Source organism: Bradyrhizobium sp. AZCC 2230 (genome assembly GCF_036924495.1).
Classification (GTDB): Bacteria; Pseudomonadota; Alphaproteobacteria; order Rhizobiales; family Xanthobacteraceae; genus Bradyrhizobium; species Bradyrhizobium rifense.
On the sequence record NZ_JAZHRS010000001.1, the window covers coordinates 7,135,001 to 7,155,693 of the forward strand.

The following is a 20,693-nucleotide window of genomic DNA, read 5'->3' on the forward strand; positions in this document are numbered from 1 at the left end:
TGCCATTGCCATCGCTGCTCCGAGCCGCTCGACGCCGCCGCTCGCACCGCTTTCGGATATCTTGTGCCCCAGCACGATATAGCCGACGAACAGCGCGCCATTGAGAAACGCCCAGAACAGGCCGAGCGGATCCGTCGACCATTTCACGTCGATCAGGAGAAACACACCGAGCACGGTGAGCGCGAGCGCCGCAAGATTGCGAGCGGTTCGGAGCCCGTACAACGCGATGCCGATCGTTCCGACGAACTCCATCGCCGCAACCAGGCTCATCGGCAATCGGTCGAGCGCCAGATAGAACGACGTGTTCATCATCGCGAGACAGGCGCCAAGGCCGATGAGCAAAAATCGCGTTCGCGCGTCGGCCTCCTTGATCGTCCTCCATGGCTTGGTCCACGGCGCAAAGATAGCTGCAGCGGACGCGATCCGCATCCAAGCGACGCCGAGGACGCCGACCGCCGGGAAAAGCAGGACGGCGAAGGATGGACCTAGATAGTGGAATATTGCGCTCACGCCGAACCATGCGTGCGGTGGGGCGGAATGAGCGATCTTTGTGAACGTCAGTCTGGGGCGCGGCATGCGGTTCCTCTCACCTAAGTATGAGAGCCACAGCGGCCTTTCTAAATGTAATCTAAAACGCTAGATTGCGGTATTCTTCCAACAATCAAAGGTGAATTACGTGAAGCGCCTTCGATATGAAAATGGCGACTTAGACGCAACCGATGTCCGCATCCTGAATGCCTTGGTCGACGACGCACGGATTAGCACCGCCAATCTGGCGCGTTCAGTCGGCCTATCGCCGCCGAGCGTGTCCGAAAGGATCAAGCGGCTGGAGGAAGCCGGCGTGATCGAGGGCTACACTCTTACAATCAATCCGAAGGCTCTGGGCCTGCCAATCGCGGCTTGGTTGCGCATCAGGCCTATTCCTGGACAACTGCAGACGGTCGCGGACATCTTGCGAGGACTGCGGGAGATCGTGGAGTGTGATCGTATCACCGGCGAGGACTGTTTTATCGCGCGAGCTCATGTCCAATCTGTCGACGACCTAGAGAAATTGATCGACCAGGTAATTCCCTATGCGATGACCAACACGTCGATCATCCAGTCTTCCCCGGTCAAGAGGCGCTTGCCGCCGATCCTCCTCGGCGACAGATTGTCATGCCGCGCTGCTGACCGATATTGCCAATGACCCGGACGCCATGGCACGCACTCGAAAGTGAGCCTGCTTCAGAAACAAGGCGTCGCGGACCCGGCTTCAACCGCGTGGAACAGCGCACGCCATGATTCCCGCGTATTCCATCATAGCGCGACGGCGAATGAGTATTGCCCATCTTCATCGGCCGTGGGGCGCCACTTCGCGACTTCGTACGCTATCGTTGCCGGCTGCTTGCAAATTCCACATTAAGCCGCCGAAAGCTCCGGACAATCATCTCCGCTTGGCACGATCCGGCACCAAGTGATCCCTAACGTGGGCGCCGCGCAAGGTTCAAGTTCCGGGCCTTGTCCAGATTGCGGGTCCCGGCCAGCGCGGCCGCGCTCGGCAATAGGGTCGACGCGAGGTCGGTCCCGGTGAAATCGGCGCCGGCGAGATTGGCGTCGGATAGGTCGGCTCCCGCAAGGTCAGCGTGGTTGAGATTGCAATTCGCCAAATTGGCGTTCTCCAGCTTCGCGAATTCGAGATCGGCGCGCGAGAGATTGGCGCCGCTCAGATCCGCATTCCTGAGATCGGCGGATTTGAGTACGCCACGCATCAGGCCCATCGATTGGTTACGCATATCAGCGCTCAAATCTGCGTCCGCAAGCTTGGCCCCGATCAGACTGGCACCGGAAAGATCGGCGGCTATGCGAGCGCCGCTCAAATCGGCGCCGCCAAGCTTGGCGCGTTGCATCTGTGTGCCGAGCAACGATGCCTTTACGAGCGACGCATCCATCAAGTCCGCGTCGATTAGCCAGGCCTGGTTCAGGATGGCCCGATCGAGCCGCGCGCCTTTCAGGTTGGTCCGGTTGAGCTTTGCGAGGCGAAGGTTGCCGCCGGAGAAGTCGAGGCCCGAGAGATCGAGGTGCGACAGCCGCCTTCCTTCCAAATCTGCAGAGCGTTGGCCGGCGGCGTCTTGAGGCGCCGACCTGAGAAGCGCCTCGACCTCGGCGCGCGTCGTATCCGATGTCGACATTTCGGGACTGTTGAGGTCGACGCTGCGCAGCATGTCTTGTGAAACGGCGTCAATCGGATCAACTAGCAGCGCCGTGATCCACACAAGAGCAAATGCGAGACGAAACAGCATCGCTGTCTCCGCTATCCAGTAACCCGGTATGGTCTCTTGCATTTTTTCGGGCTGGTCGCACCGTCAGGTTAGCTGGTCGAGGTGCGCCTCCGGCTTATACCAGAGTATGAAACCGGATCATGATCCTGGCAATGCCCGTGACCGTCCCGTCCGGGGAAGTCTGCCTTCATCAGTCGTGGCGCGCCACCTGAAAGCTAAGAACTGGCTCCGTGCGATGTGAATGAAGTCGGCAAGTCCGGTTGCGGCCCCTCAACGGACCTGAGGCGATGGTCCGGTTTCAGCCCGCATGGCATCGGAAAGCGGAATAGCTCGAGCCCCGCCGATGAATCCACGCCTACCCCTTCGCGAACGCCGCCTCCATCGCCTTCCGTGTCTTGAACGTCTCGTTATTGGCGTCGAACTCCACGTCGCTCCAGCGCACGATCTCGCCATGGGCGACGTCGTGTTTCAGCGTGAGCCGATGCGCGAGGCCAATTGGCAGAGCGCTTGCGTTCAGCCTCGCGGCCGCCGGCACCAGCTTGCCCCACACGGTGTAGCCGCCTTCGCCGTCCATCATCTCGCCGGCGCGCAAGTTTCGTTTCCTTCAGGAGATAAGCTGAGCTCAGCTCAAGTCGGTGCGGAAGTCAGCCCGTGACCCCGACAGAAGCGGTATATATATTCCGAGTTCGCTCTCAACACGCAGAGCAAGACCGGTGATTAGCCGTTCACTAGTGGACACCCGCCATCTTTCAATGGACGAAACGCTTCCGCTGCCGGGATGGTGGCGCGTAGTTTGTAGAAGTCGCCGAAGTAGCTCGACTCGGCGGGCGATTTTACCTCAAACAGATACATATCGTGGATTTTGCGTCCGTCGGCCCGAATGATTCCTTTGCCGTACAGGCGGTCGTCGGTCGGAATCTCCTTCATTTTGGCGGCGACGGCGCGGCCATCGGCGTCCGACTTTAGCGCCTCAACTGTCTTGAGATAGTGCGTCACGGCCGAATAGACCCCCGCATGGGCCGACGTGGGGATCTTGCCCGGTCGCTCAACCTGCCAGCGTTTCGTCCAGGTACGGTTATTGTCGTTCATGTCCCAATACCAGGCCTCGGCTAAAACGACGCCCTGCGTTATCGGTAGACCAAGCGCGGCGATGTCGCTGACCCACAACAGGAGACCTGCGATATTCTGCCCTCCTTTGACAACGCCAAACTCGGCCGCCTGCTTGATGGCATTTGTGGCGTCGCCGCCGGCGTTAGCGAGGCCGATCACTTTGGCTTTGGAGGCTTGTGCCTGGAGCAGAAACGACGAAAAATCACTGGTGTTAATCGGCGCCCGGACGTTGCCCAGCACTTTCCCGCCATTGGCTTCCACAACCGCCCCCGCGTCGCGTTCAAGAGCATGGCCGAACGCATAGTCGGCGGTGACGAAGAACCAAGTATCGCCACCCGTCTTGACCATCGCCTTGCCGGTACTGTTGGCGAGCGCCCAGGTATCGTAAACCCAATGAATTGTATTGGTGTTGCACTTTGGACCGGTGAGGTCCGACGTCGCCGCGCCGGTCACCAGGAACAGCTTGTTCTTTTGGCGGGCGATCTCACTCACTGCCAGGGAAACGCCGGAATTCATGCCGTCAACGATCACATCGACCTTGTCGACATCGAACCACCTGTTCGCGATGCTGGCGCCAACGTCAGGTTTATTCTGCATGTCGGCGCCGACGATTTCTACTTTCATCCCCTTGCCGGCCGCGCCGAAATCTTCGACCGCGAGCTTTGCGGCCACGACCCCGCCAGGCCCGCCGATATCCGAATAAATGCTCGACATATCTGTCAATACGCCGATCTTGACGACGCCATCGGTATATTGCGCGTTGGCCGGACTGTTCGCGAGTGCGGCCGCGATCATGATCACACTGAAAATCGTTTTCATGTGCTACCTCGCAACGACACCGACACGCACTCTATCAGTTGTTCCGAACTGCCTTTGCGGCGGCGCTTGGCAAAAATATTAGATCTGACCGGCTATTGCGGAGTACCCCCTCGGTAGGATGAAGTCTTTTTGACAATGTCGCAGCCGGCATCGAACACGGATGTGACGCGATTGCCCCAATTCGGACGTGGTGGGGATTCCCAGTGAACCTCTCCGTCCGCGCTTAGACCTAACCATTGGGCTCTCGGAATCATTAGGACATTGTCGCTGTCACGAAAGTGCCGGCAGAACGGGACCGGTGATAGTGATATTTTACTCCGAGAGCGGCGAGGGTTCTTGGTCTCACGCACCTCGTGCTTTCAATTAATTGCGCGGTTACCGGTTTTATTTCCAACGGGATCCTGAAAAGGCAGCGGATCTCTCAGACTTTGCGCAGGCACGATGGGGCTGCGCTTCCCTCAATCGTCACCCATCGCACCAGAGGAGCAGCATAATGAACGTCAAGCGGAAAATCATTTCGTGTTCGATCAGCGCTCTCGTGACCATGGTGACCCTCCCGGCCTTTGCGGATTGCTCCGCTCTGCCGGATTTTTCACAACTTCGTTCGGCGCTTTCCGGCGCCATTACACCCGCGGCGGGCGCCAATGGCGGCCTCGGCTTCCACATGTGGGGCACGTTGGTCGCCAATGACGGCACCGTCTGCGCGGTCGCGTTCTCGGGCAGTCAAGGCACGTCGCAATGGCTAGGCAGCCGCGTGATTTCCGCCCAGAAGGCAAACACCGCGAACGACTTCAGTGTGGGTCACAACGCTACACCTTCCGGCAGTCTGTTTCCGACCGGGCTTGCCTTGTCGACCGCAAACCTCTTCACCGCCGTGCAGCCGGGTGGCAGCCTCTACGGCCTGCAGCACAGCAATCCAGTCGATACAGCCGTTGCTTACGGCAACCGTCCAGCATTTTCTGGAAACGGCATCAGCACAGCAAATTTCAACCCGGGCCCATCCAGCGGTTCATCATTCGGCACGCCGAATGATCCGATGGTCGGCCAGCGTGTCGGCGGCGTGAACGTGTTCGGTGGCGGACTCGCGCTCTACCGTAACGGAGCCAAGGTCGGTGGGGTCGGTGTCAGCGGCGACACCTCCTGCACCGATCACATGGTGGCGTGGCGGGTCCGAAATGCCCTCGGGCTCGATCAACTCCAAGGCGTCAAGGGCGTGGCGGATGCGGCCCATCCCGACAACATCATCTTCGACATCACAGCGAACGCCGACGGCACTGGCGGTACCGGCCAGGCGCCCAACGGACAGGGTGGCGTCGGACATAGCGCTGGCGGCTTTGGTCATCCGAAGTGCCTTAACAATCCTTCGGACGCTGCCGTGGCCGGTCTTCCGCCCGTGAAATGATGGTTGTCATCGCGCGAGAAGCACGTGCTGCTTCTCGCGCACAGTGCGATGCCGATGAATCCAGGCCTACCCCTCCGTCGCGAACGCCGCCTCCATCGCCTTCCTTGTCCTGATCGTCTCGTTGTTGGCGTCGAACTCCACATCGCTCCAGCGCACGATCTCGCCATGGGCGACGTCGTGTTTCAGCTTGAGGCGATGCGCGAGCCCCTCCACGAAACCGCCATGACGCGCACCGCATCGCCAAGATGATGCGGAGGGAGCGTGTCTTGCTGCGATGCGGAATTTGTTGACGCCGGCGATGCCACATGATGCTCGGCTGAATCCGAGCCCCCAATTTGAAAAATTCAAATGCTCGGGGCATCTTGATTCCATGACTTTGATTTTCATTCTCGTGGCGGCCATTGCCGCCGTTGCGCTGACCGAACGCAGCGTTGAACATCTGCTGTTTGCGGTCGCGGCTCTTCTCTTCAATGCAGCCCTGCTGCTGGTGTTTCTTGCCGATGTCGAGAGAGCGATCCTGCTGTCCGGCATGCTGGCCGTAGCAATCGCCGGCATATCAATCGTTAAATTCAATCATAGCGCGCTGAAGCTGACCGTTTCCGATTTGCCTCTGGCGTTTGCGGGCACAGTCCCATTTTTCGTGCTGCAATACCCACGCATGATGCTGGGTGTTCTGGCAGGAAGCGCGTTATTCGCCTTTGCTTCGAGCGCGGTTCTGCTCTACGCGGCTGGATCTCCCATTTCTATCGCGCTTCGAATTCTCTTATTCCTTCTGGCGCTCATTGGCTTTGCGAAGGCTTCCGCGTCGACGGGCGTCACGCTTTTGCGGCTGACTCTGACGCAAGGGCGCTGCTTCTACGCGACCTTCATGGCCTCGCTGGGTGATCCCGCTTGCTGGCGACAGTTCGGCGGGCTGGCTCTGAGCGATATCGCAAACGAACCACTGCCATTGAGGGAGGCCACGCCTTCGCGTTCGGTCGACACTCCTGACGTTATCGTCATCCAGCACGAGTCTGTCTTCGACCCGCGCATTTTCGGGCTGCCGGTCGAGCCAGTCGTCGAAGCCTTCCTGTCCCCGTCAGATGGAGAATTTGGGCGCCTGAATGTCGACATCTTTGGCGGAGGTTCGTGGCAATCGGAATTCAGCCTGCTAACCGGCCTTTCAAGTGCCAGCTTCGGTTCAAGCGCCTACTACCTCTTCAAGAAGGGCGCTGGCCGTTTTCACAGCAGCTTGCCACGTTCGTTGGCGTCGCTCGGTTACAAGACAACCCTCATATCCAGCTGTCGCCGCGGGTTTCTCAGTTACGATAAATTCTACGGTTCGATCGGCATCGACGAGCGCGTCTTCGTCGACGAACTTCCGCCACCATTCGATGTCCGGCGTTTCGAGGTCACAAATTCTGATGCAATGTTCCTAGATGCAGTCATCGATGCGCACATCAAGAGGATTGCTAACGACCCGACGCCGAGATTTCTTTATGCGTTGACCAACTTCAATCACGGTCCGCATCATCGGCAGCTGGTGCCATCAGGTCAATTTGAGAGGGAGCGCGCCTTTGCCATGGCCAGCTTCCCCGATGCCGGATACGTCGAGTATTACGCGCGCCTGGCAGAGACCGCGTCTACCTGGCAAATGCTCAGAGCCAAGCTGGCGAGCAGCTTCCCTGGGCGGCCTGTTCTCATCGTGCACTACGGGGATCATCAACCGGTGTTGACGAAGCAGATCGATCGACAACTGAAACGACCGGAAGATGTGCGACGCCCGTTTCGTACATTCTATGCGATCGAAGCCTTGAATATCCCCCATTTCAGCCCCGGAAGGGGCGCCGACCTCGATATCGCCTTTCTCGGAACCGTCGCTTTGCAGCGGGCGGGCATTGCGCTTGACCCGATCTTTGCCACGCGCGCGAGCTTGCTGGATGATTGCGGAGAGGCCTACTTTGCGTCGGCCTCCGAACGGAAGCGTCGTTTCCATCGCACGCTCGTGGATCTGGGTTTGATAGACGTGATGCCCAACGTTAGACGAACTCGCTAGCTCGGTGCGCTCTGGGGCGACGCGGATTCCTCTCAAACCATGCCCGCTTGCGCGTCAGCGTCCGAGGCAAGAGCGGACTCGTTTTTCTCAAGGCGGGTCCTGCTCAGTTTGACCCAACTGCGACATCCGCAAGATCTATAATTCCGCCAAGGCAAATACAAAAAGCCCCGGCGATGCCGGGGCTTGAGTTACAGGGATTTCGAGAAAATCAGTATTTGCCGACGACTGGACCACCCCAGTTGAAGCGGTAGTTGATGCGAGCGGTGATGAGGTCCACATCTTGGCGGATAGAGTCAGTGCGGAATACGCCGCCGACCGGTATGACAGCAGCACCCAAAACACCCGTCGACGTGAAGCTGCGACTATGGTTACCCATGAACAGGTGATCGTACTCGACCGCAACCGACCAATTCGGTGCGAATCCGAATTCGAGGCCCGTTCCGACGACACCACCCCAGCGCGTTTCACTCGCCGAATCGAACAGCGCGCCTGTGGCAGTCACCGTACCTCGGTATTTGTCGTCGGTCACGGCAGCGCCGCCCTTCACATACCAAAGGACGTTGTTCCAGGCATACCCGACCTGGCCAGTGAACAGACCGAATGCTTCAATCTTGGAATTATTGGTCCAGGCGGGAATGAAACCGCTAACATTAGATCCCTTCAAATCAGCCCAGTCGCCCTGAGCTTCGAGACCGAACACCCAACCGGCGCTCTGCCAACGGTAACCAATCTGACCGCCAACCACTCCGCCGGTCGCATCGTGACAACCTTCACGGAAGATAGGCACGACAGTTGCGCCGGGGAAGTTCGTGATATCCCAGCACTTGTGGCTCGATCCCCAACCGCCGTTGGCGCCGATGTAGAAGCCACTCCAGTCGTAGATCGCAGCCACCATCGGGGGCGGCGCCTTTGTGTAGGGACGTGCAGCCAGGTCAGCGGCCGACGCGGGAGCAGCCACGCCTAATGCTATTAGACCAGCCGTACACACCAGAAACTTCTTCATGGTATTTCTCCATCTCCGTCGCTTCTGATTTATCTGAAACGATAAATGCACCCGCGACCGCTTGTGAGTTTGTTCCGGCAAGCAACGCTTGATTTCAAATTCCACTCCTGAACCGTAGACGATCAGGCCCTGAAAATCCGTGCCCCAAATGCAACTCCTCGTTTTCAAATTCATGCGGCCCATAGGGCAAGCCTTCTGACCTTTCAAGGCAGGAGCGAAGACGTGAACGACTCCGGAAGTGGCCCGATGCGGACCTCCAACGAGGTTCGCTTTGGCATCGCTTTTGAGGGCATAGCCGACATCAAACTTCGGCCGATCCGCAGCGTCCGAATTGCGCGTGCCTGGTCGCTATTTCGCGAACGCCGCCTCCATCGCCTTCCTTGTCTTGATCGTCTCGTTGTTGGCGTCGAACTCGACGTCGCTCCAGCGTACGATCTCGCCATGGGCGACGTCGTGCCGATGGGCCAATCGGCAGGGCGCTCGCTTTCAGGCTAGCGACCGCCAGCACCGGCTTGCCCCACACGGCTTAGCCGCCTTCGCCGTCCAGCATCTCGCCGGTCTGAACACCCGCAACGTGGGAGTGAACGGAAAGACCGCCGCTCATGGCCGAACTCATGTCGACTTCAACCGATCACGTAGCAAGATCGAGACTCGATCGCTGCTCCGAAGTCGGTGCGCTCCCTCCCCCGCTCGCGGGAGAGGTGCACCGAGACTGAGGCCCAATCATTCAGCCACAAGGGCATCTATTCGAAATAAATCGATGTCTGCTTTCTTGCGCAAAGCGGTAGCGCGCCAGAGGCAAGGTGATTTCGCCTTCTGACCCAGGCCGTGTGAAAATCCCGCAACTTGGGGCGCGCTTTGGCGCATTTCGCACCGCCTAGCTTCTAATTCGGTGGAATCGACTCCCTGTCATCTCAGTGGCAACCAGGAGCGTCATATAGACGCTGATTTGGTCGCGCAGAGTCCGGCCTCACGCCCGCATCGCCTCCAGCAATCCGCCTACGCCCACGATCATCATCACGCGCTTCATGTTGTAGGCGAGCACGTTGAGCGCCATTTCGGTGGCCACCTTTGGCAGCTTTTTCGTGAGAAAGTGCGTTGCCCCCATCCAACACTTCATCGTGCCGAACGGATGCTCCACTGTCTGACGGCGAACCCTCATTGCATTGGGGTTGTGGTCAAGCCGATTCTGAACTTTCTCCAGAACGACCTCGTGCTCCCAGCGTGAGATGCGGCGCTCGGGGCCTGTCGTGCACTGAGCTTTTAGCGCGCAGGTTTTGCAGGCGCTTGTCCAATAGCGGCGCAGTGTCTTTCCGTCCTCTACGTTCGTATAGTGATAAGTTAGCCGCTCGCCGGCGGGACAGCGATAGACATCGTCGGCGGCGACATAGACGAAGTCCTGTTTGCCGAAGCGGCCAGCAGCTTTGGCGCCCGAAGTCATCGGCTTCGGCAACGTCACCGTGATGTCGGCTTCCTCGCAGGCCCTGATCTCCTCACCATCGTAATAGCCGCGGTCTGCCACGACTTCGAGCGCCTCGACAGCCATCTCGCCGCGCGCCTGTCCGGCCATGTTGGCGAGTTGGTGGCGATCGGTGCCCACGTTAGTCACCTCGTGAGCCACGATGAGATGATGCTGCGTATCAACCGCAATTTGCACGTTGTAGCCAACGATGCCGGTGTCCTTGCCACTGGTCGCCATCGAGCGTGCGTCAGGATCGGTCAGCGAGATCTGCTTGTCCTCGCTCTTCATCATCTCCGCATTGATCGCATTGAGCCGGACAATCTCCTCCTTGAGCTTCTCGATCTTTCCATTCAATCGCTCAACCTTCGCCTCCGGCACCGCATCGCCGTGTCGATCGGCGGTCTCGAGCTGTGAGAGATACCGGGCGATGCTCTCGTCGATCCGCTCCAGACGCCGCTTCATCTTCGCCTCGGTGAAGTTCTTGTCCCGCGCATTGACGGCCTTGAACTTCGATCCATCGATGGCGACGCTCGCTGCAACAAGCAGATCAAGCTTGCGGCACAGCGCGACGAACTCGCGGCAGACCTCACGAATGGCCTTGCCATTGTCCTTGCGGAAATCCGCGATGGTCTTGAAGTCCGGCGTCAACTGCCCGGTCAACCAGATCATCTCGATATTGCGCTGGCATTCCCGCTCCAGGCGCCGGCTCGACGGAACCCGATTAAGATAGCCGTAGATGTACAGCTTGAGCATAACACCGGGGTGATAGCTGGGTCGGCCGGTATCGAGGGGCTGGACACCGACAAACCCGAGCTTATCGAGATCGAGGCCGTCGACGAACACGTCGACCGCACGCACCGGGTTATCCTCGGTTACATAATCGTCGAGCGATGCCGGAAACATCGTGCTCTGCCCGCGATCCAACCCTTCAACAAAGCGCTTCATCAGATGCCCCGCAAAGTCACCGGGAATCTTATCGTGCGAATCACGGAAAACAGAGCGTTTTCACACGGCCTGGCCCCAGAGCGGACGCTCACCTACGCGAACAGCGCAAGCGTCTGCTGTCCGACAAGAATCGGTTCCCCAGTCGAATTCCAGATTGTCACCGATTCGGTCGTATATCCGTTGCGCGCACTTTCGGCAGAAGTGCGCAGAAGCCACCAACCATTTTCCGTAACTGGCTGCTCGGACAGGTAATGAACGTCCCATGTCATGGTGCTCAGCGGAGGCATCTCACTGAACCGCGCCATCATTGCGGGAGCGGCGGCGTCGGCAATTGCGGTCAGCATGGGTAAAGTTACGTTCTTTGCATCGTCGCGAAGCCTGTACCATAGCAACGTGGTTGGATCTTCAGCCTCGCTGTACGGTACGCTTCCGCCAGCGAAGCCGGCATCAAAGTGCTGCGCAAACGTGGGCTTGCGCGGAAACGGCGGACAAAGGTCGGGGCGGGCGACGGCCGGCGCCGACATGCCCTGGAATGAATGGGCCGAACGACGCCCTTGCGCGAAACACAATGTTGCGCGTGTCGCGAGGCCGCTTTCGCCTAACATGTCCGTGGAAACGAATGCAGTAGATTTCCTCCTACGCAACAATTCTGCGCGAATTCTGACGGCTCCGGAGGGCGGAGCCATAAAAGCGAATTGGGCTGACCGGAGTGGAGGAAGGTCGGTGAACTCGCGCGCTGCCGCTTCAAGACAAAGAGCCGCGGTAAGGCCGCCGAATAGCGTGCGTCCCTGGCGCCAATCTTCTCCAGGGCATACGGTCCAGGCGCCGTCGTGGCGCTCGATAGCGCTCATCAGCACAGAATAGCTCGTCGATCTTCGCTCCGCGCTGGCGCCGGCGGTGATGAGCGGTTGCGTGCCGCAGTTCATGGCTTTGTACCCCAGGCTTGCACCAGCAGACGCTCGACGATCAGAGTATCGGGATCGGACAGGTGCTCGACCAATGCTTGCTTATGGGCGGCGAACTCGCGTGGGCTAAATCGCCCTAGCGTCAATATTTTTGTATGCAGGGCCTCAAGCATTGCGAGCGCATCCATCCTCCGGATGTCACCGCGTTCAGTGATCGCAGCATGCACCTTGGTCGAAATGTTCTGGACGCCGGCGTCTCGCAAGAGCCTTGGCAGCGATCGCCCGGTCGAGATCGTGCCACCATTGGCCTCGAACGCTTCGCGGTATGCATTGGAGAGCGCGGTCCATGAGGGATGCTCGGGGTAGCAAGCATACGAAATACGGTCATAGTCTTGCAGAGCGATCGTTCCGCCCGGCTTGAGCAAAGCAAGCATCTGGTCGATGATCGCCTTCTGGTTCGCAACGGGCACGTTGATCAGAAGCAGCCGTTCGTGAACGAGATCGAACGACGCCGGCTCCAGTTCGACAGTGAGCGCGTCACCCAACACCATGCGGATGTTGTGCAGGCCGCGCCGCGCGATCACCGATCGTTCAATATCGAAGAACCGCTTGTCGCGCTCGATGCCGACAACAGCACCCGAAGCTCCAACCCGCTGCGCCAGCAGATCAAGAATGCCGATCGGGCCGCAGCCGATGTCGGCGGCCTTCCAGCCCGGCTGCACGCCAATACTGTCGAGCAACCAAGCGGCCTCAGGTGCAATCGCACGGGCCTGGGTCTCCAGCCGCTCTATTTCGCGAGAATTATCGTCGAACACATAAGCGGCTGATTGAATTGCCATTTCGGGCCTCCACTGCGATCCCCTCGAAAATCTGCTTCACTCGCGAGAGTGGCTCAGCGCCGAGCCGTTCGCTTGAGGATGGTCTTTGGGTTTCCTTGGCATTTTCTGAGGGTCGGCTATGTTCGGTTCGCAAAGAGCCCGCTGATGATTAGCCCATTGCTCTATGTTTTTGATGATTGCACGGTCGATGCCTCCCGCAGAGAGGTGCGCCGAGCCGACAAGCCGATCCCCGTAGAACCGAGGGTCCTTGACCTGCTGCTCTACTTGCTTGCCAACCGCGACCGGTTGGTATCGAAGGACGAATTGGTCTCGGCGGTGTGGAATGGCCGCATCGTGTCCGATTCGGCGATATCGGCGTGCATCCACTCTGCCCGGGTCGCGCTCGGAGACGCGGGCGCAGGCCATAGGCTCATCAAGACTTTTCCGCGCAAGGGTCTTCGCTTCGTCGGAAACGTGAGGGATGCGCCTTCACCATCGATCCCACCAACGAACGTTCCTGACTTGACTGTGTTAGCACTTCCAGACAGGCCCTCGGTCGCTGTCCTCCCATTTCTAGCCGATCCGGACCAGAGCTATTTCGCTGACGGCGTCGTTGATGAGATCATACTGGCCCTGTCGCGTATGCGCTGGCTGTTCGTGATCGCGCGCAATTCGAGCTTCACTTACAGGGACCGGGTGGTCGATGTCAGGCAGATCGGCCGGGAGCTTGGTGTCCGTTATGTGATTGAAGGCAGCGTACGCAAATCCGGCAACCGTGTTCGTATCGCTGCACAGCTGATTGATTCGGAATCGCGGCTGACGCTGGCCGGTCACCGCTGCGACGGCGTCCTCGGTGATATCTTCGAGCTTCAGGACACGATTGTCTCGGAGATGATCGCGTTCATTGCACCCAAACTCGAGGCAAACGAAATCAATCGAACCAGGCGCAAGCCGACAGAAAATCTCGATGCCTACGATCTCTATTTGCGAGGACTGGAAAGCTATTATCTCTGGACCCAGCCAGCGCACGAGTTGGCACTGTCATTTTTCAAGCAGGCATTTGTGTTGGATGACAATTTTGCCGCCGCGTGCGGCATGGCCGCGCGCTGCTATACTAGCCGCAAGGTCAACGGCTGGATGGTGGACCGAGAGGCCGAGGTATCTGAGGCCCGGCGCCTCGCGAGGCAAGCGGTAGCGCTCGGGAATGACGATGCAGTCGCATTGACCGCTGCCGGCTTTACCAAGGCGCACGTCCTCGGCGAAAAGGCCTCCGGCAGGGCCCTCATCGAGCGAGCGCTGCGGCTCAATCCGAACTATTCAGTTGCCTGGTATTGCGCCGGTTGGATCGACGTCTGGCTCGAAGACGCTGCGAGCGCGCTTGAGAAATTCGGCAATGCCATACGTTACAGCCCTATCGACCCCCTGATGTTCAACTATCACGCGGGGATAGCGTCGGCTCATTTCGTTGCTGGGCGCCTCGACGACGCGCGCCTCTACGCGATGAAGGCGATCGACGGGCGGCCCGCTTTCGTAACCGCACTGCAAATCGCGGCGGCAACCTGTGCGCTGGGTGGACGACTGGCAGAGGCTCGCGAGCATGCCGCGGCGCTACGGAGGATTGATGGTGACCTTCGGGTAGGAAACGCCGAGGATCGCTTCAGCCTCCATCCAAATACATTGAGCAAACTCGCCGAAGGTCTGCGGCTTGCGGGCATGCCGGAGTGAACAGACCTTCGAATTTGACGGTGTGGGGACGAAGGTCGTGAAGGCAGGTGAGGCTCTATACACGCCGCCAAACACTCCTCACTTTGGGCGCAGCGCAACGGACAAAGTTTCCAAGACGCTGGTGGTGCGCATCAAAGATGAGGAACAGCCGGTGATGGTTGAGGTGAAGCGCTAGAAGCCACAGGGCGGCGAGCGATCGCAGGCGATCCAAGCATCCTAAAGATTAAAGGTACTGGTCCACCGTGAAGCCCTACAGACCCAAGACATTTGCCCAACGGCAACACGGTAACTATTGGCCCTTCGCGCCCGTTTGCGCGGCTCCGGGACATCGCCCATGCTGCGGCTAGACCGGAAGTCACCCGATGAGGCTCAAGACGGCGCCTTTGACCCATTTCTGACGTTCCTCGTGCTACTGTGCTGCCGATGACCGAAACTATCCGAGTCTCTCACGATCGTGGCTTTCCACCATTTGCCGAGATCAAGGACGGTAAATCGGAAGGACTGGCCGTGGATATTCTTCGCGCTGTTGCCGCTCGGGCCAGCGTCGATATGATATTTGTGGCTGTGCCTTTCGAACAGAGACAGCTCACCTTGGAAGATGGGCGCGCTGATGCATACTTCCCCCTCTCTATCACGCCCGAACGTCACCAACAGTTCGATTTTAGCGACGTGTTGATTGTCACTGGCGGCTCTCTGTTTGTGCGTGCCTCGGATGTTCCTCCTGAAAACCTTGCCACCTTGGCCGGCAAGACAGTGGTAACGCCGCGAACTGGCCCAATTGCACCCTTCATCGAGAGGGCCGCGCCAGAGGTAAAGTTGGTGGTCACGACAGATTACGAAGAGAGCTTGGGCCGTCTCGTTCGTGGTGAGGCTAGTGCAGCGGCACTAAGCTATCATGTCGGCTCCCGCATTGCCGATCGGCTTTATCCCGGCCAAGTTCTCCGGTCGCCCAACATGTTTCTAGAACTGCCACTTGCGGTTGCCGTGCTGAAAGGCAAGCAGGTCAAGCTTCTGGCTCGACTTAACGCAGGTATTGCCGCGACACGCGCAGATGGTACGTGGCAGCAGATCAACGACTACTGGCGTGGAAAATGAAATCTGTGTGCATGGCCGCTCTTGGCCCACAACGGACCTGAGGCGATGTCCGGTTTGAGTCCGCAAAGCATCGGACAGCGGAAATAGCTCAAGCCACGCCGATCAATCCACGCCTAACCCTCCTTCGCGAACCTCGCCTCCATCGCTTTCCTTGTCTTGATCGTCTCGTTGTTGGCGTCGAACTCGACGTCACTCCAGCGCACGATCTCGCCATGGGCGACGTCGTGCTTCAGCTTGAGGCGATGGGCGAGGCCGATCGGCAGGGCGCCGGCCTTCAGGCTCGCAGCCGCCGGCACCAGCTTGCCCCATACGCTGTAGCCGCCTTCGCCGTCCAGCATCTCGCCGGCGCGCAAATTGCGCTTGGCCACGGAGGCGACGTCGCCACGGAAACCGTAGGGCTGGCCGGTCGGTTCGCCGCGCAGCGCGGCCGACAGCACCGAGATGTTCAGCTCGAGTCCGATCAGATGATAGGGCTTGTACATCGCCGCAAATCGCCCGCTGGCATCGGTCTTCAGCCCGTATTGCCTAAAGCAATCCGCGGCGTAATCGTTCGGTGCTTCCAGCACGACATAGACGCCCCAGCGCAGATCGCGAAACACCGGTCGGCCATCGCGCTCGAGCGAGGAGACGACCTCGACCACGCCCGACCGCTCCAGCACGCCGCCGCGCGATCGCGGCCGCATGATGTGCGGGAGATCATCGACGCCGCACGGCGGGAACAAAAGTCCCTCCGCGGGCACGTCGAGCCCGCAGGCGTTCGCGATCGCCGCCATCTCGATCGCCGACTTGGTCCCGTCGAGGAAGGAGTTGAACATTTGCGGATTCATGCCGGCCGACTGCGCCTCGCCGGCAGTGAGGCCATAGTGCTGCCAGACGCCATCCGGCGTCACGTCGTGATAGGCCGGCAGATATTTTGTCCCTTTGCCGGCGGCGACGACGCGAAAGCCGGTCGCGCGGGCCCAGTCCACCATCTCCGCCGTCAGCGCCGGCTGGTCGCCATAGGCGAGCGAATAAACCACGCCGGCTTTGCGCGCTTCCTCGGCGAGCAGAGGGCCGGCGAGCACGTCGGCCTCGACATTGACCATCACGATATGCTTGCCCGCCGCGATCGCCGCGCGCGCATGGCGGATGCCGACGGCCGGATTGCCGGTCGCCTCCACCACCACATCCATCGCGCCGCCCGCGATGGCGCGTGCGCCGTCATCAGTGAAGACGGTCGCGGCGATCCGCTCGGTGCTCCAGCCGACCGTGCGGCAGGCCTCTCGCGCGCGGTCGCGGTCGATGTCGATGATGATGGGCACCTCCAGCCCCGGCGTGTGCGGCACCTGTGCCAGAAACATCGATCCGAATTTGCCGGCGCCGATCAGCGCGACACGGACAGGCTTGCCGGCGGACGCGCGGGCCTGGAGGAGGCGGAAGAGATTCATGGGGGAATTATCCTGCGAAATGATCGTGTCCCGGACGCGCTGCAACGCGTAGCGTTGCTGCGCAGAGCCGGGACCCAGAGAAAAAAACAATCCGTGTGGCATGGGCCCCGGCTCAGCAGCGCATCGTCGAAGAGACGCTGCGCTGCGTCCGGGGCACGAGACCTTACTCCGCCGCCTGCCGCGGCGCACGGGCAAGCCGTACCAGTGCATCATCATCCACCGTCTTGATCGGCGCGAAATCGCGGTGCGCGATGTAGTCCGGACGCGTCGGGGTGCGGATGTAGTTCGAGACCGCGTTCAGCGTCAGGTACACGATCTTGCGCGGGTAGGGCGTGATGTTGCCGGCCGAGCCGTGCACGAGATTGCCGTGGAACATCAGCATGCCGCCGGGCTTGCCGGTTGGCGCGACGATGCCGCCCTGCTTGACCAGCCGCGTCACCGTGTCCTCGTCCAGCGTCCACAACGGATAGGACGTGGTGGCGAGGTCATGCGAGGCCTTGAGGTCGCCGGCATTCTGGCTCTGCGGCACCAGCATCAGGGGCCCGTTGATCGGCATCACCTCGTCGAGGAAGATCGCGATGTTCATCGCGCGCGGCTCCGGCATGCCGTCGTCACGCTTCCAGGTGCCGTAATCCTGGTGCCATTGCCAGACGTCGCCGGTGAAGGCCGATTTCGCGTTGATCTTGAACTGATGCATGTAGACCTGTTCGCCGAACAATTGCTCGACCGGATCGATCATGCGCGGATGCGCGCCCAGAATGCCGAAGGCCTCGTTATAGAGATGCGCGGCAAAGGCCGTGCGCGGCGCGCCGCTCTTCTCGCGCCAGACCTCCGGCCGGTTGGCGTCGTAAATCCCGACCGCCTCGCGCGCGAGGAGATCGACCTCCTCCGGGCTGAACAGTTCGGGCAAAAACAGCCAGCCCTCGCGGTGGAAGAACTCCAATTGCTCCTGAGACAATTTCATGGGTCGTCCTCCTGTTGTTTTTGTCATTCCGGGGCGCGACGAAGTCGCGAGCCCGGAATCCATTCTTCCGCAGTCTCTGAGGCCCGATGGATTCTCTGATGCGCAATTGCGCATCATAGCTCGATGCTGCGCATCGCCCCGGAATGACGGCGAGCTACGCCGCCACCTCGTCCGTCGCCCTCAATCTCTCCTCAGTCATCCGTCCCGCCGTCTGCGCATGCGCCAGCGCCGCGCGCTCGGCCGCCTTCGCGTCGCCTGCGAGAATGTGCCTGGCGATGTCGGCATGCTCGGCCCAGGCGCTGCCGCGATAATCGAGTTCGGACAGCACCGTCGCCATCGAGCGGCGCATATGCGGCCATTGCGGCGTGATCGTCTCCTCGATCACGGGATTGCCTGCGAGCTGATAGATGGCGCGATGAAATTCGACGTCGAGCGCGATCAGATCGGTGAGATCAGTCTTGCGATCGATGCGGCGTCCGGCGGCGAGCGCCGCATCAAGCCGCGCGCGTCCGGCTGCGTCGGTTGCGGCACGCATCGCGGCAAGCCGGGCTGCGAGCGCGTCGATGGCGCCGCGCACCTCGTAGAGCTGGCGGATGCGGGCGGGATCGAGCTGGGTCACTTCGAAGCCGCGCTTGCCGCTCTCGGCGACGAGACCCTGACGGTGCAACAGATGCAGCGCATGCGACACCGGCTGGCGCGACACGCCGAGCTTGTCGGCAAGCTCGTTCTGCCGGATGCGCTGGCCGGGTTGCAGCGTGCGGTCGGAGATCGCCTCCAGGATCCGGGCATAGACCTGGTCGATCAGGTTCGGGAGCGGGTCGAGAGGGATCACGCCGGCGGCTCCGAAAAGGGAATACGGAATTCCGTATTCGAAAATACCGCGAGAGGAGGAGGTCGTCAATGCCGTCGTTTCGGGTCGAATAAGCCTTTGATTTTATTGGTGCGGTCTACTGTACATGGGGTTGTTTTCGCGGAAATTGCCGCCCCGGGCTCCCGCTACGCCGCCAGGAACCTGTCCACCATCTCGCCGAACTCCTGCGGCGCCTGCTCGAACATCCAGTGCCCGGCATTCGCAATCACCGCCGTCTGCGCGCCCGCGATCTGCGCGGCCAGCACGCGCCACATCACCGACAGGCTGCCGGTGGTCGCGCCGCCGCCGATCAGCAGCGTCGGCGTTTTGATCGCCTGCGCGTCCGCCAGCGTGTAGGGCCTGCGCTGCTCGTTGATCTGGCCGAGGAAGGTGAGCGTGTTGTCGCGCAGCTGCTGCTTGGCCGCCGCCGGCACGCGCCGCCACGAGCCGTCGCCCTCGATGCCTTCGTAGAAGTTCTGCAGTGCGCCCTCGATGTCGCCGGCGCGGATCATCTCGACGGAGCGTATCGTCTTCGCGGCGAGCGGCGGATGCGCGGGCGTGCCTTCGGGCACCGGCAGGCTGGCATCGAGATCGCCGCCCGGCTCGGCCAGCACCAGCTTTCGCAACAGATCAGGCCGCGCCTGCGCGACACGAAATGCGATATGCCCGCCGCGCGAATGTCCCATCAGGTCGACCGGGCCGGGCCTGGCCTGCTCGATGAAAGCGATCGTGTCGGCGACGTGCTGCGCCATCTTGTAGTCGTCGCCGACGGCATCCCAATGCTCGGGAAAGAAGTGCCGCAGGCTGATCGAGATCACCCGATGGTTCTTCGACAGCGGGCCGAGCACGGAATACCAGGTGCGGAAATCCCCGAGCGTGCCGTGCACGCAGACCAGTGGATGGCCTTGGCCGACTTCGAGATAGGCCATGTCGTAACCGTTGACGCGGAATGTCTGCATGATCAGCTCGCCAAGACTTAACTTGCTAAGAAATCCAGAACCACTTCGGAATATTTCTGCGGCGCCTGCTCGAACATCGGATGCGTCGCGTTCGGGATGATCGCCGTCTTGGCGTAGGGCACGTGCGCGGCGAGCGCATGCAGCACCTTCGGCAACAGGCCCTTGGTTCGCGCGCCCAGGATGAACAGCGTTGGCATCCTGATCGATTCCGCATCCGCCTTGGAGAACGGCGGACGATTGTCCCGGACCTGGCCGATCAGCGTAAAGGCGTTGTCGCGAAGGTTCTGCTTCACCATCGCCGGCAGCCTCGGCCAGGTGCCGGGTCCCTCCAGCGTGTCGACGAAGACGGCGAGGCCGCCATCGACATCGCCGGCCGCGATCTTCTCGGCCGAGGCCGTGAACCGCGCCAGCAGCGGCGAGGGGCCGCCGGCATAGTCGGGATCAAGGCTCGCATCGAGCTCGCCGCCGGGCTCCGCAAGGACCAGCCGCCGCAGCAGATCGGGCCGCTGCTGCGCCACGCGGAAGCAGATGTGGCCGCCGCGGGAATGTCCCATCAAATCGACCGGGCCGAGGTCGAGCTTCTTGATGAAAGCGATGACGTCGCTGACATGATGGGCAATCGAATAGGTGTCGCCGACGCCGTCCCATTGTGCCGGGAAGAAGTGCCTCAGGCTGACGCTGATGACGCGGTGCCGCTGCGTCAGCGGCCCGAGCACGCAGCCCCAGACGCGGAAGTCGGAGAGCGAGCCGTGCACGCAAACCAGCGGCGGCCTGCCTCTGTCCTCGCCCACGTCGAGATAGGGCATGTCGTATCCGTTGACGTGGAGGCTTTGCATTCTCGGCTCGCGGAAAGGTGTGCGGAACTCCTGTGCAAGATTCCCGGAAACCGGGTGGATCGCAACTATTTCCAAGCCTA

At 60.5% G+C, this 20,693-nt stretch carries 18 protein-coding genes and 3 pseudogenes (1 of these 21 cut by a window edge); 6 read left to right on the forward strand and 15 right to left on the reverse strand.

The window, feature by feature from the left end:
* Positions 1–576 carry the 5' portion of an EamA family transporter gene (locus V1280_RS34030; protein WP_334534837.1) on the reverse strand. 297 nt of this gene lie to the left of the window's left edge, so the window shows 576 of its 873 coding nt (coding positions 1–576); it begins with the start codon at positions 574–576; the stop codon falls past the left edge of the window.
* A 100-nt stretch (positions 577–676) separates the two neighbouring features.
* On the opposite strand from V1280_RS34030, the gene V1280_RS34035 reads away from it, so the two are divergent.
* Positions 677–1,186, forward strand: coding sequence for an Lrp/AsnC family transcriptional regulator (locus V1280_RS34035; protein WP_334534839.1), 510 nt, complete (start codon positions 677–679; stop codon positions 1,184–1,186).
* A 274-nt stretch (positions 1,187–1,460) separates the two neighbouring features.
* Here the strand turns inward: V1280_RS34035 and V1280_RS34040 are convergent, their stop codons facing one another.
* From V1280_RS34040 to V1280_RS34050, 3 genes and pseudogenes are all read right to left on the reverse strand, one after another.
* Entirely contained in the window at positions 1,461–2,279 is an 819-nt protein-coding gene (locus V1280_RS34040; RefSeq protein WP_334534841.1) for a pentapeptide repeat-containing protein, read from the reverse strand.
* A gap of 334 nt (positions 2,280–2,613) precedes the next feature.
* Positions 2,614–2,859: pseudogene (locus tag V1280_RS34045) on the reverse strand (flagellar biosynthesis protein FlgA); the annotation flags it as partial.
* Positions 2,860–2,975: 116 nt separating this feature from the next.
* Entirely contained in the window at positions 2,976–4,187 is a 1,212-nt protein-coding gene (locus V1280_RS34050; RefSeq protein WP_334534843.1) for an ABC transporter substrate-binding protein, read from the reverse strand.
* A 493-nt stretch (positions 4,188–4,680) separates the two neighbouring features.
* Here V1280_RS34050 and V1280_RS34055 point away from each other — a divergent pair, with 493 nt between their 5' ends.
* Positions 4,681–5,589 carry a hypothetical protein gene (locus V1280_RS34055; RefSeq protein WP_334534845.1) on the forward strand — a complete coding sequence of 303 codons (909 nt, stop codon included), beginning with the start codon at positions 4,681–4,683 and terminating at the stop codon, positions 5,587–5,589.
* A gap of 66 nt (positions 5,590–5,655) precedes the next feature.
* On the opposite strand, the pseudogene V1280_RS34060 reads toward V1280_RS34055, so the two are convergent.
* A pseudogene (locus tag V1280_RS34060) lies at positions 5,656–5,799 on the reverse strand (flagellar biosynthesis protein FlgA); the annotation flags it as partial.
* Positions 5,800–5,863: 64 nt separating this feature from the next.
* On the opposite strand from V1280_RS34060, the gene V1280_RS34065 reads away from it, so the two are divergent.
* Entirely contained in the window at positions 5,864–7,624 is a 1,761-nt protein-coding gene (locus tag V1280_RS34065) for a sulfatase-like hydrolase/transferase (RefSeq protein ID WP_334534847.1), read from the forward strand.
* A 208-nt stretch (positions 7,625–7,832) separates the two neighbouring features.
* On the opposite strand, the gene V1280_RS34070 is transcribed toward V1280_RS34065, so the two are convergent.
* The 5 genes and pseudogenes from V1280_RS34070 to V1280_RS34090 form a co-directional block, all read right to left on the reverse strand.
* Positions 7,833–8,627 (reverse strand): outer membrane protein, encoded by a 795-nt coding sequence (locus tag V1280_RS34070; protein WP_334534849.1) that lies wholly within the window; start codon positions 8,625–8,627, stop codon positions 7,833–7,835.
* Between the two features lie 348 nt (positions 8,628–8,975).
* Positions 8,976–9,192 (reverse strand): annotated as a pseudogene (locus tag V1280_RS34075) (flagellar biosynthesis protein FlgA); the annotation flags it as partial.
* A 405-nt stretch (positions 9,193–9,597) separates the two neighbouring features.
* Entirely contained in the window at positions 9,598–11,034 is a 1,437-nt protein-coding gene (locus tag V1280_RS34080; RefSeq protein ID WP_334527134.1) for an IS1182 family transposase, read from the reverse strand.
* A 92-nt stretch (positions 11,035–11,126) separates the two neighbouring features.
* A complete protein-coding gene (locus V1280_RS34085; protein ID WP_334534851.1) occupies positions 11,127–11,960 on the reverse strand; it encodes a thioesterase family protein in 834 nt (277 codons plus the stop codon).
* On the reverse strand, positions 11,957–12,778 hold the full coding sequence (locus V1280_RS34090; protein ID WP_334534853.1) for a methyltransferase domain-containing protein: 822 nt from the start codon (positions 12,776–12,778) through the stop codon (positions 11,957–11,959). The genes V1280_RS34085 and V1280_RS34090 overlap by 4 nt, the downstream gene beginning before the upstream one ends.
* Before the next feature lie 144 nt (positions 12,779–12,922).
* Between V1280_RS34090 and V1280_RS34095 the strand changes: the two genes are divergently transcribed.
* The 3 genes from V1280_RS34095 (at position 12,923) to V1280_RS34105 (ending at position 15,577) form a co-directional block, all read left to right on the forward strand.
* Positions 12,923–14,482 (forward strand): winged helix-turn-helix domain-containing tetratricopeptide repeat protein, encoded by a 1,560-nt coding sequence (locus V1280_RS34095; RefSeq protein ID WP_334534855.1) that lies wholly within the window; start codon positions 12,923–12,925, stop codon positions 14,480–14,482.
* A gap of 37 nt (positions 14,483–14,519) precedes the next feature.
* Positions 14,520–14,657, forward strand: coding sequence for a hypothetical protein (locus tag V1280_RS34100; RefSeq protein ID WP_334534857.1), 138 nt, complete (start codon positions 14,520–14,522; stop codon positions 14,655–14,657).
* Between the two features lie 248 nt (positions 14,658–14,905).
* Positions 14,906–15,577, forward strand: coding sequence for a substrate-binding periplasmic protein (locus V1280_RS34105; RefSeq protein WP_334534859.1), 672 nt, complete (start codon positions 14,906–14,908; stop codon positions 15,575–15,577).
* 113 nt (positions 15,578–15,690) lie between these two features.
* Here V1280_RS34105 and V1280_RS34110 read toward each other — a convergent pair whose 3' ends face one another.
* From V1280_RS34110 to V1280_RS34130, 5 genes are all read right to left on the reverse strand, one after another.
* Positions 15,691–17,004 carry an NAD(P)H-dependent oxidoreductase gene (locus V1280_RS34110; protein WP_334534861.1) on the reverse strand — a complete coding sequence of 438 codons (1,314 nt, stop codon included), beginning with the start codon at positions 17,002–17,004 and terminating at the stop codon, positions 15,691–15,693.
* A 163-nt stretch (positions 17,005–17,167) separates the two neighbouring features.
* Positions 17,168–17,968: a phytanoyl-CoA dioxygenase family protein gene (locus V1280_RS34115; RefSeq protein WP_334534863.1), complete on the reverse strand. Its 801-nt coding sequence runs from the start codon at positions 17,966–17,968 to the stop codon at positions 17,168–17,170.
* Between the two features lie 154 nt (positions 17,969–18,122).
* A complete protein-coding gene (locus V1280_RS34120; RefSeq protein WP_334534865.1) occupies positions 18,123–18,800 on the reverse strand; it encodes a GntR family transcriptional regulator in 678 nt (225 codons plus the stop codon).
* A 164-nt stretch (positions 18,801–18,964) separates the two neighbouring features.
* Positions 18,965–19,777, reverse strand: coding sequence for an alpha/beta fold hydrolase (locus V1280_RS34125; protein WP_334534867.1), 813 nt, complete (start codon positions 19,775–19,777; stop codon positions 18,965–18,967).
* A 17-nt stretch (positions 19,778–19,794) separates the two neighbouring features.
* On the reverse strand, positions 19,795–20,613 hold the full coding sequence (locus V1280_RS34130) for an alpha/beta fold hydrolase (protein ID WP_334534869.1): 819 nt from the start codon (positions 20,611–20,613) through the stop codon (positions 19,795–19,797).
* Positions 20,614–20,693: the final 80 nt, after the last annotated feature.

Coding starts and splice junctions, on each gene's coding strand:
- V1280_RS34040 (WP_334534841.1), bottom strand. CDS start 2,279: ATGCTGTTTCGTCTCGCATTTGCTCTTGTGTGGATCACGGCGCTGCTA.
- V1280_RS34050 (WP_334534843.1), bottom strand. CDS start 4,187: ATGAAAACGATTTTCAGTGTGATCATGATCGCGGCCGCACTCGCGAAC.
- V1280_RS34055 (WP_334534845.1), top strand. CDS start 4,681: ATGAACGTCAAGCGGAAAATCATTTCGTGTTCGATCAGCGCTCTCGTG.
- V1280_RS34065 (WP_334534847.1), top strand. CDS start 5,864: ATGCGGAATTTGTTGACGCCGGCGATGCCACATGATGCTCGGCTGAAT.
- V1280_RS34070 (WP_334534849.1), bottom strand. CDS start 8,627: ATGAAGAAGTTTCTGGTGTGTACGGCTGGTCTAATAGCATTAGGCGTG.
- V1280_RS34080 (WP_334527134.1), bottom strand. CDS start 11,034: ATGAAGCGCTTTGTTGAAGGGTTGGATCGCGGGCAGAGCACGATGTTT.
- V1280_RS34085 (WP_334534851.1), bottom strand. CDS start 11,960: ATGAACTGCGGCACGCAACCGCTCATCACCGCCGGCGCCAGCGCGGAG.
- V1280_RS34090 (WP_334534853.1), bottom strand. CDS start 12,778: ATGGCAATTCAATCAGCCGCTTATGTGTTCGACGATAATTCTCGCGAA.
- V1280_RS34095 (WP_334534855.1), top strand. CDS start 12,923: ATGATTAGCCCATTGCTCTATGTTTTTGATGATTGCACGGTCGATGCC.
- V1280_RS34105 (WP_334534859.1), top strand. CDS start 14,906: ATGACCGAAACTATCCGAGTCTCTCACGATCGTGGCTTTCCACCATTT.
- V1280_RS34110 (WP_334534861.1), bottom strand. CDS start 17,004: ATGAATCTCTTCCGCCTCCTCCAGGCCCGCGCGTCCGCCGGCAAGCCT.
- V1280_RS34115 (WP_334534863.1), bottom strand. CDS start 17,968: ATGAAATTGTCTCAGGAGCAATTGGAGTTCTTCCACCGCGAGGGCTGG.
- V1280_RS34125 (WP_334534867.1), bottom strand. CDS start 19,777: ATGCAGACATTCCGCGTCAACGGTTACGACATGGCCTATCTCGAAGTC.
- V1280_RS34130 (WP_334534869.1), bottom strand. CDS start 20,613: ATGCAAAGCCTCCACGTCAACGGATACGACATGCCCTATCTCGACGTG.